The sequence below is a fragment of the Streptomyces sp. NPDC001153 genome (assembly GCF_053598315.1).
The window spans coordinates 126,557-140,036 of the sequence record NZ_JBSFJZ010000011.1; the positions used below are offsets into that span (position 1 = coordinate 126,557).

The 13,480-nt window shown below is 69.4% G+C and carries 15 protein-coding genes and 1 pseudogene; 8 read left to right on the forward strand and 8 right to left on the reverse strand.

Features of this window, described 5'->3' with window-relative positions; genetic code table 11:
* Positions 1-10: 10 nt before the first annotated feature.
* From ACWDEN_RS15020 to ACWDEN_RS15035, 4 genes are all read right to left on the reverse strand, one after another.
* Positions 11-898, reverse strand: a complete 888-nt coding sequence (locus ACWDEN_RS15020) for a carbohydrate ABC transporter permease (RefSeq protein ID WP_351608734.1) — start codon at positions 896-898, stop codon at positions 11-13.
* On the reverse strand, positions 895-1,875 hold the full coding sequence (locus ACWDEN_RS15025; RefSeq protein WP_450859251.1) for a carbohydrate ABC transporter permease: 981 nt from the start codon (positions 1,873-1,875) through the stop codon (positions 895-897). The genes ACWDEN_RS15020 and ACWDEN_RS15025 overlap by 4 nt, the downstream gene beginning before the upstream one ends.
* Positions 1,876-1,883: 8 nt before the next feature.
* The gene (locus ACWDEN_RS15030; RefSeq protein ID WP_351608740.1) at positions 1,884-3,197 is read right to left on the reverse strand and encodes an ABC transporter substrate-binding protein; all 1,314 of its coding nucleotides are present in this window, start codon (positions 3,195-3,197) and stop codon (positions 1,884-1,886) included.
* A 309-nt stretch (positions 3,198-3,506) separates the two neighbouring features.
* Positions 3,507-4,298, reverse strand: a complete 792-nt coding sequence (locus ACWDEN_RS15035) for a GntR family transcriptional regulator (RefSeq protein ID WP_450859253.1) — start codon at positions 4,296-4,298, stop codon at positions 3,507-3,509.
* A gap of 178 nt (positions 4,299-4,476) precedes the next feature.
* On the opposite strand from ACWDEN_RS15035, the gene ACWDEN_RS15040 reads away from it, so the two are divergent.
* From ACWDEN_RS15040 to ACWDEN_RS15060, 5 genes are all read left to right on the forward strand, one after another.
* Positions 4,477-5,496, forward strand: coding sequence for a sugar ABC transporter substrate-binding protein (locus tag ACWDEN_RS15040; RefSeq protein ID WP_351608745.1), 1,020 nt, complete (start codon positions 4,477-4,479; stop codon positions 5,494-5,496).
* Positions 5,496-6,572, forward strand: coding sequence for an ABC transporter permease (locus tag ACWDEN_RS15045; RefSeq protein ID WP_351608748.1), 1,077 nt, complete (start codon positions 5,496-5,498; stop codon positions 6,570-6,572). The genes ACWDEN_RS15040 and ACWDEN_RS15045 overlap by 1 nt, the downstream gene beginning before the upstream one ends.
* A gap of 4 nt (positions 6,573-6,576) precedes the next feature.
* On the forward strand, positions 6,577-7,482 hold the full coding sequence (locus ACWDEN_RS15050) for an ATP-binding cassette domain-containing protein (RefSeq protein ID WP_450859256.1): 906 nt from the start codon (positions 6,577-6,579) through the stop codon (positions 7,480-7,482).
* 2 nt (positions 7,483-7,484) lie between these two features.
* Positions 7,485-8,393, forward strand: a complete 909-nt coding sequence (locus ACWDEN_RS15055; RefSeq protein ID WP_351608754.1) for a sugar phosphate isomerase/epimerase family protein — start codon at positions 7,485-7,487, stop codon at positions 8,391-8,393.
* A 92-nt stretch (positions 8,394-8,485) separates the two neighbouring features.
* Entirely contained in the window at positions 8,486-8,680 is a 195-nt protein-coding gene (locus ACWDEN_RS15060; protein ID WP_351608757.1) for a hypothetical protein, read from the forward strand.
* Positions 8,681-8,754: 74 nt separating this feature from the next.
* Here the strand turns inward: ACWDEN_RS15060 and ACWDEN_RS15065 are convergent, their stop codons facing one another.
* Both ACWDEN_RS15065 and ACWDEN_RS15070 read right to left on the reverse strand, forming a co-directional pair.
* A complete protein-coding gene (locus tag ACWDEN_RS15065; RefSeq protein ID WP_450859259.1) occupies positions 8,755-9,759 on the reverse strand; it encodes a Gfo/Idh/MocA family protein in 1,005 nt (334 codons plus the stop codon).
* 25 nt (positions 9,760-9,784) lie between these two features.
* A pseudogene (locus ACWDEN_RS15070) lies at positions 9,785-9,976 on the reverse strand (SDR family oxidoreductase); the annotation flags it as partial.
* 248 nt (positions 9,977-10,224) lie between these two features.
* Between ACWDEN_RS15070 and ACWDEN_RS15075 the strand changes: the two are divergent.
* Both ACWDEN_RS15075 and ACWDEN_RS15080 read left to right on the forward strand, forming a co-directional pair.
* Complete coding sequence (locus tag ACWDEN_RS15075) at positions 10,225-11,256, forward strand: LacI family DNA-binding transcriptional regulator (protein ID WP_450859261.1); 1,032 nt, start codon at positions 10,225-10,227, stop codon at positions 11,254-11,256.
* Between the two features lie 11 nt (positions 11,257-11,267).
* Complete coding sequence (locus ACWDEN_RS15080) at positions 11,268-11,846, forward strand: poly-gamma-glutamate hydrolase family protein (protein ID WP_450859263.1); 579 nt, start codon at positions 11,268-11,270, stop codon at positions 11,844-11,846.
* 34 nt (positions 11,847-11,880) lie between these two features.
* On the opposite strand, the gene ACWDEN_RS15085 is transcribed toward ACWDEN_RS15080, so the two are convergent.
* Positions 11,881-12,225 (reverse strand): cupin domain-containing protein, encoded by a 345-nt coding sequence (locus ACWDEN_RS15085; protein ID WP_450859265.1) that lies wholly within the window; start codon positions 12,223-12,225, stop codon positions 11,881-11,883.
* 129 nt (positions 12,226-12,354) lie between these two features.
* Between ACWDEN_RS15085 and ACWDEN_RS15090 the strand changes: the two genes are divergently transcribed.
* Complete coding sequence (locus ACWDEN_RS15090) at positions 12,355-12,870, forward strand: hypothetical protein (RefSeq protein ID WP_351608769.1); 516 nt, start codon at positions 12,355-12,357, stop codon at positions 12,868-12,870.
* A gap of 13 nt (positions 12,871-12,883) precedes the next feature.
* Here the strand turns inward: ACWDEN_RS15090 and ACWDEN_RS15095 are convergent, their stop codons facing one another.
* Complete coding sequence (locus ACWDEN_RS15095) at positions 12,884-13,462, reverse strand: TetR/AcrR family transcriptional regulator (RefSeq protein ID WP_351608772.1); 579 nt, start codon at positions 13,460-13,462, stop codon at positions 12,884-12,886.
* Positions 13,463-13,480 lie beyond the last annotated feature (18 nt).

Below are 13,480 nucleotides of genomic sequence, written 5' to 3' on the forward strand. Positions count from 1 at the left end.
TGCGGGCGGGTCAGCCCTTGTTGGAGCCCAGGGTCAGACCGCTGACGAACTGGCGCTGCAGCGCGAAGTAGACGACCAGGGTCGGGATCGCGGTCAGCAGCGAGCCCGCCGCCACCAGGTTGGGGTCGGTGAAGTACTGGCCCGATAGGTTGTTCAGGGCCGAGGTGATCGGCATGTTCTGGCCGGTCGAGATCAGCACCAGCGCCCAGAAGAAGTCGTTGTAGATCCAGATCGACAGCAGGGTCGCCAGGGCCGCCATCGCCGGCTTGCACAGCGGCAGCGTGATCTGCCAGTACAGCCGCCACACCGAGGCACCGTCGACCAGCGCGGCCTCCGTCAGCTCGTGCGGCAGCGAGCGCATGTAGTTGCTCAGCACGAACGCGCAGAACCCGGACTGGAACGCCACATGGATGAGGACCAGGCCGAGCGCGGAGTCGTACAGCTTGCCGCTCTGTGTGATGCCCGGCAGGTTCGTCAGCAGGTACAGCCGGTACAGCGGGGTGATGATGACCTGCTGCGGCAGCAGGTTGCCGGCCGTGAACACCAGCAGGAGGGCGAGGTTCAGGCGGAAGTCGAACCGGGCCACGTAGAACGCCACGCAGGAGGACAGGAACAGCGTCAGCAGCACGGCCGGGATCGCGATGACCAGTGTGTTGCCGAAGTAGTGCAGCATGTCCGACTGCTGATACGCGTTCGTGAAGTTCTCGAACGTCAGCTTGTCCGGCCAGGAGACGTAACCCTTGGCGCTGGTCTCGCTGTACGGCCGCATGGCCGAGAAGATCGCCCACAGCAGCGGCGCCAGCCACGCCAGCGCCGTACCGGCCAGGAAGACGTGCAGCAGGACACGGGCCGGGCGGATCGGCGCACGCCGCTTCAGCGGCAGAGTGGTGCTGCTCATGCGCGCCGCTCCTTCCGGAAGGTGGCGATCAGATAGGGGATGATCACCGCGAGCGAGATCACCAGCAGGACGACCGCGATGGCGGAGCCGTAACCGATGCGGCTGGACTCGCCGATGATGTTGTTGGTGACCAGGATCGACAGCAACTCGGTGCCCTGGGCGCCCTTGTTGAAGACGAAGACCAGGTCGAAGGCGCGCAGCGCCTCGATGATCGTGACGACCAGCACGACCGTGTTGGTCGGGCGCAGGGTCGGGAAGATGACGCTCTTGAACGTCTGCCACTCGTTCGCGCCGTCCAGCGCGGAGGCCTCCCTGAGCGACGGGTCGACACTCTTGAGACCCGCCAGGTACAGGATCATCATGTAGCCGGTGTGCCGCCAGGACGCGGCGATGAGCACCGCCCACAGGTTGAGGTGCGGGTCGCCGATCCAGTCGATGTAGTGGCCCGGCTTGTTGGCGCCCATGATGCTGTTGATCAGGCCCGTGTCCGGGTTGTAGATCAGCTGCCAGACGAAGCCGATGCAGGCCATCGAGATGACGACCGGCAGGAAGAACGCGGTCTGGTAGACCCGGCTGAAGCGGATCCGCTTGTCGAGCTGCACGGCCAGGAACAGGCCGAACGGCGTCGGGATCAGGATCAGTACGACGAACCAGATGACGTTGTGCTGGACGGCGGGCCAGAACTGCGGGTTGTCGTTGAAGAGTTGCTTGAAGTTGTCCAGGCCCACCCACTTGATCGAGCCGAACCCGATGCCGTCCCAGGTGGTGAAGGCGAGGAAGATCGAGGCGATGGCCGTGACCCACACCAGGAGCACGTGCAGGATCGTCGGCACGCCCGCCATCAGGGCGAGCGTGAACCGGTCACGGCGGGTCAGCAGGCGGCGATGGCCGTGCGTGGCCCGCGTGCGCGCGGGCGAGGCGCCCGGAGGCGGCACGGCGGCCGCCTCCGGGGTCTGGGTGGTGGTATCGGTCGTCATCGGGCCGCTCACTGGGACGCGAAGATGGTCTTCTTCTGGCGCTCGATGGACGACAGCAGGCTGTCCACGCCCTTGGGGTTCTGCAGGAACTTCTGCAGGCCGGGCTGCATCACCGTGGAGGTGAAGTCGGGCCGGGAGTCGCGGTCCATGAACTGGGTGAGGCTCTTGGCGTTGCCGATCATGTCGAACGCCTTCTTCTGCAACGCCGAGTACGCGGAGGTGCTGGCCTTGTTCGATGCGGCGACCACGCTCGGGTCGGTCTTGAGGTACAGCTCCTCGGCAGCCGGACTGCCCAGGTACTCCAGCAGCTTCACGACACCGTCGTGGTTCTTCGGGGACTTGCTCACCATGAAACCGTCGGTGGGTGCCTCGACCGTCTCCTGGCCGTACGCGGAGTTGATCTCCGGGAAGGGGAAGAAGTCGAGGTCGTCCAGGTCGGCCTTGTTGGTGAACTGCTGGGCCACGAAGGAACCGAGGAGGTACATGCCGGCCTTCTTCGACACCAGGGTCTGGGCGGCGTCCTCCCAGGTACGGCCCATGAAGCCGTCCTGGTGGTAGGGCAGGATCTCGGCCCAGTGGTCGAAGACGGCCTTCACCTTGGGGTCGGTCCAGGCCGCCTTGCCCGCCATCAGCTGGACGTGGAAGTCGTAGCCGTTGAGGCGGAAGTTGATCTGGTCGAAGGTGCCCATCGCCGGCCAGGCGTCCTTGTCGCCGAAGGCGATCGGGACCAGGCCGTCCTTCTTCATCTGCTTGCACAGCGCGACGAGTTCGTCCCAGGTGGCGGGGACCTTGTAGCCGTGCTGCTGGAAGACGCTCTTGCGGTAGAAGATCGCCCAGGGGTACGTCGTCAGCGGCACGAAGTAGTACTTGCCGTCCTGGCCCTTGCTGAGCTTCTTCATCGCGTCGGGGAAGTTGTCCCCGATCTTCGCCCACACGTCGTCGATCGGCGAGGCCAGGCCCTTCGCCGCGAAGAACTGCATGCGGTACCCGGCGAACCAGTTGAACACGTCGTCCGGCGTGCCCTGCAGATACGAGTTGATCTGCTCCTGGAAGGTGTTGTGGTCCTTGGTGTTCACGTCGACCGTGATGCCGTACTGCTTCTTGAAGCCGGCGTACACGCTCGCGAAGGCCTGCTTCGGCACGGCGTCCGAGGCGTTGGAGCCGAGGGTGACGGTCTTCGGGTCCGAGGAGGAACCGCTGCCTCCGCAGGCGGACAGCAGGGGTATGCCGGCCCCGGCGAGCAGGGCGGCACTGCCTGCTCCGCGCAGGACCGAACGACGGCTGGGACCCGGGACGGAGAGACCGGAGGGGGAGAGGCGCATGGCGGCTCCTGAGGAATACAGGGCTCGGTCAAGGGGATGAGTTGATCACCGAAAGGTTTTCGAAACCGATCAGAAACCAACTCGACCGAACATCGTGGGCGTAATAACAGCCCCATGTCCGCTCATGCGTCAATAGGGCGGCCCCTCCTGGGCTGTCTCTTGCCCGAAACGTAATCGTCACCGTTACCTGCGTGTTCACCCGGGCGAAGAGCCGAGAGCCCCCACGGCGCGGGCGGCCGAGGGGGCTGTGTGAACACGGGTGATTCCGCTTCGGGTCCTGACCAGCGGTTCGGGTCCCGCGTCGGCGGTTCAGGTACGGACCAGTAGCTGGAAGTCGAAGGCGTACCGCGACGCCCGGTAGACATGGCTGCCGTACTCCACCGGCCGGCCCGTGACGTCGTACGCGGTGCGCCGCATGGTGAGCAGGGCCGCGCCCTCCCGCTCCTCCAGCAGGGCGCCCTCCTCGGCCGTCGCGCTGCGGGCGCCGATGGACTGGCGGGCGCTGTGCAGCACGATCCCGGCGGACCGCATCATGCGGTACAGCCCCGTCGACTCCAGCTGCCGCGTGGGGAGTTCGAGGAGCGAGGCGGGCAGGTAGTTGCACAGGAACGCCACCGGGCGGCCGTGGGTGCAGCGCAGCCGTTCCAGCACGGTGACCTCCGTGCCCTCCGCGATCCCGAGGGCGGCGGCCAACTCGGCGCCCGCCGGGATGTGTTCGTTGCGCAGCACCCGGGTGGTCGGCTCCTGCCCGGCCGACTCCAGGTCGTCGTAGAGGCTGCTGAGCTCCAGTGGCCGCCTCACCTTGCTGTGCACGACCTGCGTGCCCACCCCGCGACGGCGCACCAGCAGCCCCTTGTCGACCAGGGACTGGATCGCCTGGCGCACGGTGGGCCGGGACAGGCCGAGGCGTACGGACAGGTCGACCTCGTTGCCCAGGAGGTCGCCGGGGGCCAGCGTGCCGTGTTCGATGGCCGCTTCCAGTTGCCGGGCGAACTGGTAGTACAGGGGCACCGGGCTGGTGCGGTCCAGGGTGAAGCCGAGGGAGTCGAGCGCACGATCACCCGGTGCCGTTCGCTGCGGGGTGCGGTGTACTGGGCTCATGCCTCTCAGGTGTAGGTCCCGGACGGTGCGGGTGTCAATGGTTTGTACTTACATTCGGACCTGCTTCTGAAATGATGTCTTAACAAAGTATTGACAGCAGGCGCCCCCAAGGACTTGGATCCCGTCCCAACGCAACAGCGTCCCTTCCCCGTCACACGCACAGTGAGGTGCAGGAAAGATGGACCGCTCTTCTCCCTCCCGCTCCCGGAGACTGGCCCCGGTGGTGGCGGTCGCCGCCGCGGCGGCCCTGACCCTCGCCGGCTGCGCCAGCAGTCACGGCGGCAAGAAGGCCGAGGAGGCGGCACAGAACGCCTCGGCGGGCAAGGCCAACACCCCGCGCATGACCGTCGCGCTGGTCACGCACCAGGCGCCCGGTGACACCTTCTGGGACACCGTCCGCAAGGGCGCCGAGGCCGCCGCCGCCAAGGACAACATCAAGCTGGTCTACTCCGCCGATCCGAACGCCGGCAACCAGGCGAACCTGGTGCAGAACGCGATCGACCAGAAGGTCGACGGCGTCGCGGTCACCCTGGCCAAGCCGGACGCCATGAAGAGCGTCATCGGCAAGGCGGAACAGTCCGGCATACCGGTGGTGGGCCTGAACTCGGGCCTGAGCGACTGGAAGAAGCTGGGCCTGCTGGAGTTCTTCGGGCAGGACGAGAGCGTGGCCGGCGAGGCGTTCGGCGACAAGCTGAACTCCACCGGCGCCAAGAAGGTCGTCTGTGTCATCCAGGAGCAGGGCAACGTGGGCCTCACCCAGCGCTGCGACGGGGTGCAGAAGACGTTCAAGGGCACCACTGAGACGCTGTATGTGAACGGCACCGACATGCCGTCCGTGAAGTCGACCATCACGGCCAAGCTCAAGCAGGACAGCGCCATCGACACCGTCGTCACCCTGGGCGCCCCGTTCGCCCTCACGGCGGTGCAGTCGCTGAGCGACGCCGGCAGCAAGGCCAAGGTGGCCACCTTCGACCTGAACAAAGACCTGGTGAAGGCCGTCCAGAACGGCTCCATCGAGTTCGCCGTCGACCAGCAGCCCTATCTGCAGGGTTACCTGGCGGTCGACGCGCTGTGGCTCTACAAGAACAACGGCAACTACAGCGGCGGCGGGGTCCAGCCGGTGCTGACCGGCCCGGCCTTCGTCGACAAGTCCAACGTCGACAAGGTCGCCGAGTTCGCCGCGAAGGGGACCCGGTGATGAGTATGGCCCAGCAGGCTGAGCCCGCCCTCGGCAGGCCGCCGGCGTCCGGCCCCGAGCAGACCGACGGCCGCACCGCCCGCCGCCCGCTGGTGCTGCGGCTGCTGGCCCGCCCCGAGGTGGGCGTCTTCCTCGGCGCCGCCGCCGTACTGGTCTTCTTCCTGGTCGTCGCGCCTTCGGTCCGCCAGGGCAGCTCGATGGCGACGATCCTCTACCAGTCCTCGACCATCGGGATCATGGCCCTGCCGGTGGCCCTGCTGATGATCGGCGGCGAGTTCGACCTCTCCGCGGGCGTCGCGGTGATCACCTCGGCGCTCACCGCCAGCATGCTCAGCTACCAGCTGACGATGAACGTGTGGACGGGGGTGATCGTCGCGCTGGTCGTGTCGCTGGGGATCGGGTTCTTCAACGGCTGGATGGTGGTGAAGACGGGCCTGCCCAGCTTCCTGATCACCCTGGGCACGTTCCTGATCCTGCAGGGCGTGAACCTGGCCGTGACCAAGCTGGTCACCGGCAACGTGGCCACCGACGACATCAGCGACATGGACGGCTTCGACCAGGCCAGGAAGGTCTTCGCGTCCTCGTTCGACGTCGGCGGGGTCCAGGTGAAGATCACCGTGGTGTGGTGGCTGGTCTTCGCGGCCCTGGCGACCTGGGTGCTGCTGCGCACCCGGTACGGCAACTGGATCTTCGCGGTCGGCGGCAACAAGGAGAGCGCGCGGGCCGTCGGTGTCCCGGTGACCTTCACCAAGATCTCGCTGTTCATGCTGGTCGGGTTCGGCGCCTGGTTCATCGGCATGCACAACCTGTTCTCCTTCAACACCGTGCAGTCCGGCGAGGGCGTCGGCCAGGAGCTGATCTACATCGCGGCGGCCGTCATCGGCGGGTGTCTGCTCACCGGCGGCGCCGGCTCCGCGATCGGCCCGGTCTTCGGCGCGTTCATGTTCGGCATGGTCAACCAGGGCATCGTCTACGCCGGCTGGAACCCCGACTGGTTCAAGGCCTTCCTGGGCGTGATGCTGCTCGGCGCCGTCCTGATCAATCTGTGGGTCCGGCGCACGGCGACGCGGAGGTAGAGCGATGACCGACAACAAGACCCACGGCACCCTTGTCCAGGACACACCGCCCGCCGACGACGGCTTGCTGGTCGAACTGCGCAGGGCCGGCAAGTCCTACGGCAACATCCGCGCCCTGCACGGCGTCGACCTCAAGGTCCACGCCGGTGAGGTCACCTGCGTCCTCGGGGACAACGGCGCGGGCAAGTCCACCCTCATCAAGATCGTGTCGGGGCTGCACCAGCACACCGAGGGCGAGTTCCTCGTCGACGGCGCCCCGGTCCGCTTCTCCAGCCCGCGCGAGGCCCTCGACCGCGGTATCGCGACCGTCTACCAGGACCTGGCCACGGTGCCGTTGATGCCGGTGTGGCGCAACTTCTTCCTCGGCTCGGAGATGACCAAGGGCCCGTGGCCGGTCCGCCGCCTGGACATCGCGGCTATGAAGAAGACCGCGGACGAGGAACTGCGCCGCATGGGCATCGTCCTGGACGACCTGGAACAGCCCATCGGTACCCTCTCCGGCGGCCAGCGCCAGTGCGTGGCCATCGCCCGTGCCGTCCACTTCGGTGCCCGGGTCCTGATCCTGGACGAGCCCACCGCCGCCCTGGGCGTGAAGCAGTCCGGGGTCGTGCTGAAGTACATCGCCGCCGCCCGCGACCGCGGCCTCGGCGTCATCTTCATCACCCACAACCCCCACCACGCCTACATGGTCGGCGACCACTTCAGCGTCCTGCGCCTGGGCACCCTGGAGCTGTCCGCCTCCCGCACCGAGGTCGGCCTGGAGGAACTGACCAACCACATGGCCGGCGGCGCCGAACTCGCCGCCCTCAAGCACGAACTGGCCCAGGTACGCGGCGTCGACACCGACGAACTACCCGAGGAGGAGGACCTCACCGCACCCGTCGCGCCCTCCCCGGAAGGAACCCCCTGACCATGGCCACCCCCACCCCGCTGGACCGGATCCGGGTCGGCTCGGCCCCCGACTCCTGGGGCGTCTGGTTCCCCGACGACCCGCGGCAGGTGCCCTGGGAACGCTTCCTGGACGAGGTGTCCCAGGCCGGCTACGAGTGGATCGAACTCGGCCCCTACGGCTACCTCCCCACCGACCCGGCGCGGCTCGGCGACGAGGTGGCCCGGCGGAACCTGAAGGTCTCCGCCGGCACGGTCTTCACCGGCATGCACCGCGGCCCGTCCGTCTGGGCGGAGACGTGGGCACATGTCAGCCAGGTCGCCGCGCTCACCCAGGCGATGGGCGCGCGGCACCTGGTGGTCATCCCCTCCTTCTGGCGGGACGACAGGACCGCCGAGATCCTGGAGCCGCCCGAGCTGACCGCCGAGCAGTGGGCGCACCTGACCAAGGGCATGGAACGGCTCGGCCACGAGGTCAAGGAGACGTACGGCCTGGACATCGTGGTCCACCCGCACGCCGACACCCACATCGACACCGAGGACCACGTCGAGCGCTTCCTGGACTCGACCGACACCGACCTGGTCAACCTCTGCCTGGACACCGGGCACTACGCCTACTGCGGCGGGGACAGCGTCAAGCTCATCGAGACCTACGGCGAGCGCATCGGCTATCTGCACCTCAAGCAGGTCGACCCGGACGTCCTCGCCGAGGTGATCGCCGACGAGGTGCCGTTCGGGCCGGCGGTGCAGCGCGGCGTGATGTGCGAACCGCCCTCCGGCGTGCCCGAACTGGGGCCCGTCCTGGAGGCCGCGCAGGGGCTGGGCGTGGAGCTGTTCGCGATCGTCGAGCAGGACATGTATCCCTGCGAGCCGGACCGGCCCCTGCCGATCGCGGTGCGGACCCGGAGGTTCCTGCGGTCCTGCGGGGCCTGACAGGATTGGGCCAGGAGGCGGCCGGGAACCAACCGGTGGCACGCGGGCGTTGTGTACGACGACGGGGGCGCCCGCGAACACGGGAGGACCAGATGACTCACCGCACCGAACCCCGGAAGACGGCCCGGGACGCGACCGACCCGGTGACGCTGCGCCGCGACCGCTTCGGCACGCTGCCCGATCGGATACGCCCCGAGGACATGGTCGAGACCAAGCCGGCCACCCTGCCCGACCCGGCGCGCGACACGTACAACCCCGACGAGTGGCTGATCCGTTACTGCGGCTGAGACACGGGTACGGCCACCGCGGCTGGGACACGGGTACGGCGCCGGGCACCTCCGCCCGGCGCCTCCCGCATGTCTCAGAGCTTCCGCACCTCCGCGAGCGTCACCGGCCGGTGCTCCTGGAGGGACAGGGTGCAGGCCTCGGCGATCCAGCCTGCCTCCAGGGCGTCCTCGACGGTGCAGGGGGAGGGGCGGGTGCCGGCCACGACCTCGGTGAACGCGGTGAGTTCGGCGCGGTAGGCGTCGGTGAAGCGGTCCATGAAGAAGTCGTGCGGGGTGCCGGACGGGAAGGTCACGCCGGGCTCGACAGAGCGCAGCGGGAGCTTGTCGTCCAGGCCGACGGCGATGGAGTCGGCGAAGCCGTGGAGCTCCATGCGGACGTCGTAACCCCGGGCGTTGTGGCGGGAGTTGGAGACCACCGCGATGGTGCCGTCGTCCAGGGTGAGGATCGCGCCGGTGGTGTCCGCGTCGCCCGCCGCCTCGATGTAGTCGGCGCCCCGGTTGCCCCCGACCGCGTACACCTCGGTGACCTCGCGGCCCGTCACCCAGCGGATGATGTCGAAGTCGTGCACGGAACAGTCCCGGAAGATGCCCCCGGAGGCGGCGATGTACGCGGCCGGCGGCGGCGCCGGGTCCAACGTCGTGGAGCGGACCGTGTGCAGCTTGCCCAGTTCGCCCGCCTGTACGGCGGCGCGCGCGGCGGTGAAGCCCGCGTCGAAGCGGCGGTTGTAACCGATCTGGATCGGCACGTCGCTGTCGCGCACGGCCTTCAGCACCTCGACACCCTCCGCCATGGTGCGGGCGACCGGCTTCTCGCAGAAGACGGGGACACCGGCCTCGACGCCGGCCCGGATCAGCGCCGGGTGGGCGTCCGTGGCCGCCGCGACGACCAGGCCGTCCACCCCGGCCGCGAGCAGCGCCTCCGGCGAGTCCGCGACCTCGGCGCCGAACCGCTCGGCGGCGGCCTTGGCGGCGTCCGCGAACGGGTCGGCGACGACGAGCGCCTCGACGGCGTCCAGTCCGGACAGGGTCTCGGCGTGGAAGGCGCCGATGCGGCCGAGGCCGAGGATTCCGATACGCATGGTGCTCCTTGAGTACGAGTTTCCGTCAGGGAGGTCGGTCGAGGGTGCCGAGGACGTTCCGGTCCCAGTCGATCACCGACCCCGTGACCACCCCTGACCGGCCGGACAGCAGCAAGACCACGAAGTCGGCGATCTCGTCCGGTTGGCCCAGCGTGCCCGTCGGCAGCTGCGCAGCGGACTGCTCGCGCCAGTCCTCGCCGGCGCAGTGGAAGGCCTTTCCGTCACCGAGGCGGCGTGCGGGTGGTCCACGAGGCGGGTCGTCCGGTCGGTCTGGGCGCGGAAGGCGGCCAGGTCGCAGTCCTGCCCGGACGGCCAGGCACGTCCTGGCACGGAGGCGGCGGACATCGGCGTCCTTTCGATCACGGCTTTCGGCCACGGCGACGACGCGGCCCTGTCATTCTTGTCATGACAAACCCCTCGAACAACCAGCAGTCAGCCATCAAAAACCCCTCAAGGAGCCGGCCCATGGGCCACCCGTTCCCGATCCGGGAGATCGCACGTCAGGCGGGCCTCAGCGAGGCCACGGTGGACCGTGTCCTCAACGGCAGGGGAGGAGTACGTGAGAGCACCGCGCAAGAGGTGCACCGGGCCATCGCCGACCTCGACCGGCAGCGCACCCAGGTGCGGCTGGTCGGCCGTACCTTCATGGTCGACATCGTGGTGCAGGCACCGGAGCGGTTCAGCACCGCCGTGCGCGCCGCCCTGGAAGCCGAACTGCCGTCCCTGCACCCGGCCGTGGTCCGCTCACGCTTCCACTTCCGCGAGACCGGTCCGGCCGCAGAGCAGGTCAGGACGCTGGACCGGATCGCCCGGCGCGGCTCCCAGGGCGTGATCCTCAAGGCGCCCGACGTCCCCGAGGTCACCGCCGCCGTGAGCCGGCTCACCGCGGCCGGCATCCCGGTCGTCACCCTGGTCACCGACCTGCCCGCCAGCGGCCGGATCGGCTACGTCGGCAGCGACAACCGGGCCGCCGGCGCCACCGCCGCCTATCTGACGGGCCAGTGGCTCGGCGACCGGCCCGGCCATGTCCTCACCAGCCTGAGCAGCGGCTTCTTCCGCAACGAGGAGGAGCGCGAGATGGGGTTCCGGAGCGTGATGCGGACCCGGCATCCGGAGCGCACCCTGGTGGAGATCACCGAGGGACAGGGCCTGGACGCCACCCAGTACGACCTGGTCCGCGCCGCCCTGGAACGGGACCCGGAGATCCGGGCCGTGTACTCCATCGGCGGCGGCAACAACGCCACCCTGCGCGCCTTCGCCGACCTCGGCCGTGCCTGCGCGGTGTTCATCGCCCACGACCTCGATCACGACAACACGCGACTGCTGCGCGAGCACCGGCTGTCCGCCGTGCTCCACCACGACCTGCGCCAGGACATGCGGGAGGCCTGCCACCTCGTGATGCGGGCGCACGGCGCGCTGCCTCCGGCCGGCCCGCCGACGCTGTCCGCGATCCAGGTCGTCACGCCGTACAACCTGCCCGCGCAGGCGGCCGAGTGAAGGGGGACCCGGTGACCCGCACCGAGCACACGGAGATCCAGGGCACACCGCTGGTCGCGACCCTCGTACCGGGTGGCGAGATCGGGCTGCTGGCCCTGCACGGCAGCAACGAAGGGGGTACGGCCGAACTCGCGGACCTCGTGGCGCGCCGCTGCGGCGCCACCAGCCTCGTCTTCACCCAGCCGGGGGTACGGCAGCCCGTGCACATCCCGTCCCCGCTCATGGCGGCCGACCACTGCGCACTCCTGCGGGAGTTCCTGGACCGGGTCTCCCTCACCGTCTCCCTGCACGGTCACATGCGGCCCGAGGCACCGCACACCGTCTTCCTCGGCGGCCGCAACCGGGCCGCGGCCCGCGTCCTCGCCGAGGCACTGGCCGCCGGGGCCCGGGACTTCCCGGCCGTCACCGACCTGGCCGCCATCCCGGCCGACCTGCGCGGCGTGCATCCCAGGAACCCGGTCAACCTGACCCGCCGCGGCGGAGTCCAGGTGGAACTGCCGCTCTCGGCCCGGACGAGCGGGCGAGCGGACGTCCCGCCGGAGAAGGTGGTCGAGGCGCTGACCGCCGGCGTCAAGGGGCTGAGCGCCTGACGGAGGACCGGTGGCACCCCGGCCGCGCCCCGCCTCACAGGTTGATCGCGTACGCCTTGCGCAGCGTCTCGTGCACGGTCCACGTCGTACGGTCGCCCGCGCGCAGCACCGCCATGTCGCCCGGCCCCACCTCGAGCGTCGGCCCGTCCTCGACCTCGACCGTCGCCGAACCGCTGATCACGACGAACAGTTCGTCCGCCTCCGTGTCGGTGACGACGCCCGGCGTGATCTGCCAGATCCCACGGATCTGCCGTCCGTCCGGGGACTCCCAGACCACCTTCCCGGTGACCTCGGGGGAGCCGGAGACGATCTGTTCCGGGTCGAGGGGCTCGGGTTCGAGGCCGGCGTCGGGGATGTGGAGCGCGAAGCTGTGCGTCATGCGGCGAGCCTAGCCAGCGCCGAGCCGCGCCGGAGTCGACAGTGTGTGGAGCATCGGGGCTGGTGGGAGGACACTTCGTCATCCCGCGCGGACTGGCGGGGCGGCGCCGCACGGGTGATCGTGGGGACCATGGCTGACTCCACGGCGGTCGGCACGGCACCGCCCCGGCAGCACGACACACGTGAGGCCGTCCTGTTCGGCGGTGTGTACGGCGCCGTCCTCGCCAGCTCGATGGTGGCGGCGCTCACCCAGTACGGCCGTACGACAGCCGCCGGCCGCCGCTACGACGCCGTGTGGCTCCTGGTGACCGCTTTCGCCTCCGCCCTCGCGCACGGCTACGCCCACTACATCGCCGAACGCGCCCCGCACCGCCGTTGGGACGTGCTGCGCACGCTGCGGGACGAGTGGCCGCTGGTCACGGCCGTGCTGCCCACGGTCTTCCTGCTCGCGGGCGCGGGCTGGGGCTGGTGGTCACCGAACGGCGTCCAGTACCCGGCGTTCGCCCTCAACATCGTGATCCTTTTCGTCCTCGGCCTGATCACCGCCCGCTGGTCCGCCCGGAGTTGGCCCATGGCGGTCCTCATGGGCGCCGGGGACGCGTTGCTCGGGGTGATCGTGGTGGTGGCGAACGCGCTCATCAAGTAGGCGGTGCCCGGCCTCAGCGGCCGGTGCGCACCCCGTCCAGCGCGATGGCGAGAACCCGGTCGCGCTGGGCGTCGTCGTCGAAGGCCGTGGCCGTGATGCCGGCGACCATCCGCAGCAGGTCGGTGAAGTCCATGTCCGCGCGGGCCACGCCCGCCCGCTGGGCGCGCTCCAGCAGCGGGCCTCCGGCGGCGTACATCGAGTCGCGGCAGGCCTGGAAGATCTCCGACTCGTCGTTGAGTGCCTCGCGCACCGCGCGCTTGGTGACCATGTAGCCGGCGAACCGGTCCAGCCAGGCGGTCAGCGCCTCCCACGGCTCCAGGTCCGCGACCTCCACGGCCGCCCGGCACAGGGCGTTGACCTCGTCGGCGTAGACGCTCTCGAAGAGGTCGCGGCGGGTGGGGAAGTTCCGGTAGAGCGTGCCGATGCCGACGCCCGCGCGGCGGGCGATGTCCTCCAGGGAGGCGTCGGAGCCGTGCTCGGCGAACGCCTCGCGGGCGGCGTCGAGCAGGGCGTCGTAGTTGCGGGCGGCGTCCTTGCGGTGCGGGCGGCGGGCCGCCACGATCTCGCCGACGGGGAAGGGCGTGGCCGTCACTGGTGCCTCCCAGGGGAA

Excerpts from the sequence above, each read along its gene's own strand:
- ACWDEN_RS15045 (WP_351608748.1), top strand. The coding sequence starts at position 5,496 with ATGAGTATGGCCCAGCAGGCTGAGCCCGCCCTCGGCAGGCCGCCGGCG.
- ACWDEN_RS15075 (WP_450859261.1), top strand. The coding sequence starts at position 10,225 with ATGGGCCACCCGTTCCCGATCCGGGAGATCGCACGTCAGGCGGGCCTC.
- ACWDEN_RS15040 (WP_351608745.1), top strand. The coding sequence starts at position 4,477 with ATGGACCGCTCTTCTCCCTCCCGCTCCCGGAGACTGGCCCCGGTGGTG.
- ACWDEN_RS15030 (WP_351608740.1), bottom strand. The coding sequence starts at position 3,197 with ATGCGCCTCTCCCCCTCCGGTCTCTCCGTCCCGGGTCCCAGCCGTCGT.
- ACWDEN_RS15020 (WP_351608734.1), bottom strand. The coding sequence starts at position 898 with ATGAGCAGCACCACTCTGCCGCTGAAGCGGCGTGCGCCGATCCGCCCG.
- ACWDEN_RS15025 (WP_450859251.1), bottom strand. The coding sequence starts at position 1,875 with ATGACGACCGATACCACCACCCAGACCCCGGAGGCGGCCGCCGTGCCG.
- ACWDEN_RS15035 (WP_450859253.1), bottom strand. The coding sequence starts at position 4,298 with ATGAGCCCAGTACACCGCACCCCGCAGCGAACGGCACCGGGTGATCGT.
- ACWDEN_RS15090 (WP_351608769.1), top strand. The coding sequence starts at position 12,355 with ATGGCTGACTCCACGGCGGTCGGCACGGCACCGCCCCGGCAGCACGAC.
- ACWDEN_RS15055 (WP_351608754.1), top strand. The coding sequence starts at position 7,485 with ATGGCCACCCCCACCCCGCTGGACCGGATCCGGGTCGGCTCGGCCCCC.
- ACWDEN_RS15065 (WP_450859259.1), bottom strand. The coding sequence starts at position 9,759 with ATGCGTATCGGAATCCTCGGCCTCGGCCGCATCGGCGCCTTCCACGCC.
- ACWDEN_RS15085 (WP_450859265.1), bottom strand. The coding sequence starts at position 12,225 with ATGACGCACAGCTTCGCGCTCCACATCCCCGACGCCGGCCTCGAACCC.
- ACWDEN_RS15060 (WP_351608757.1), top strand. The coding sequence starts at position 8,486 with ATGACTCACCGCACCGAACCCCGGAAGACGGCCCGGGACGCGACCGAC.
- ACWDEN_RS15050 (WP_450859256.1), top strand. The coding sequence starts at position 6,577 with ATGACCGACAACAAGACCCACGGCACCCTTGTCCAGGACACACCGCCC.